At 67.1% G+C, this 1,201-nt stretch carries 2 protein-coding genes; both read left to right on the top strand.

All coding sequences use genetic code 11. From position 1 onward, the window contains the following. On the top strand, nucleotides 1-861 hold an 861-nt coding region (locus PMI38_RS03740), incomplete at its 5' end, for a lipid A biosynthesis lauroyl acyltransferase (protein ID WP_008090911.1). A 147-nt stretch (nucleotides 862-1,008) separates the two neighbouring features. Further along, on the top strand, nucleotides 1,009-1,201 hold a 193-nt coding region (locus PMI38_RS03735; protein ID WP_008090909.1), incomplete at its 3' end, for a patatin-like phospholipase family protein.

Below are 1,201 nucleotides of genomic sequence, written 5' to 3'. Positions count from 1 at the left end.
TGGCTGGTGGTGCAGCTGCCGTACCGGGCCCTGCTGTGGCTCGGCAGTGCCCTGGGCGCGCTGATGTACCGCGTGGCCGGCGAGCGTCGGCGCATTGCCGCGCGCAACCTGGAGTTGTGCTTCCCGGCGCTGTCCGTCGACGAACGGCGCCGTTTGCTGAAGGCGAATTTCGCCTCCACCGGCATTGCCTTCTTCGAAATGGCCATGAGCTGGTGGTGGCCAAAGGCCAGGCTGGCGCGCCTGGCGCACATCGAAGGCCTCGAACACCTGCAGGCGGCGCAACAGGCCGGGCAGGGCGCGATTCTCATGGCGGTGCACTTCACCACCCTGGAGATCGGTGCCGCACTGCTGGGGCAGGTCCATACCATCGACGGCATGTACCGCGAGCACGGCAACCCGCTGTTCGACTTCATCCAGCGCAACGGCCGCGAGCGGCATAACCTCGACTCGCTGGCGGTGGAGCGCGAAGACGTGCGCGGCATGCTCAAGCTGCTGCGCTCTGGCCGTGCCATCTGGTATGCGCCGGACCAGGACTACGGTGCCAAGCAGAGCCTGTTCGTGCCGCTGTTTGGTATCCCGGCGGCGACGGTCACCGCCACCACCAAGTTTGCCCGGTTGGGCAAGGCGCAGGTCATTCCCTTCACCCAGAAGCGCCTGGAGGACGGCAGCGGCTATCGTCTGGTGATCCATCCGCCGCTGGAGGACTTCCCCGGTGAAAGCGAAGAGGCCGACTGCCTGCGCATCAATCAGTGGATCGAAGGCGTGTTGCGCGAGTGTCCCGAGCAGTACCTGTGGGCGCACCGTCGCTTCAAGTCGCGGCCCGAGGGCGAGCCGCGGCTGTATGACAAGAAAAAGCGCTGACGCCTGTGTTGTCAGTGCCGGCCTCTTCGCGGGACAAGCCCGCTCCCACAGGCTCCCAGCCACACCTGAGGGCAACGCAGACCCTGTGGGAGCGGGCTTGTCCCGCGAAGGGGCTTGCACAGAAAAAATGACTCCAGGAAGGATTCGATGACCCCAACCACCGGCCTGATCCTCTCCGGCGGCGGCGCCCGCGCCGCCTACCAGGTCGGCGTGTTGGCCGGCATCGCCGAGCTGCTGCCCCCTGGCGCGAACAACCCGTTCCCGGTCATCGTCGGCACCTCGGCCGGCGCCATCAACGCCGTGGCCCTGGCCAGCGGCGCCAGCCGCTTCAGTGAATCGG

The sequence above is a fragment of the Pseudomonas sp. GM84 genome (assembly GCF_000282535.1).
In the GTDB taxonomy this organism is placed as follows: domain Bacteria; phylum Pseudomonadota; class Gammaproteobacteria; order Pseudomonadales; family Pseudomonadaceae; genus Aquipseudomonas.
This window is presented reverse-complemented; position numbering and strand designations above follow the sequence as displayed.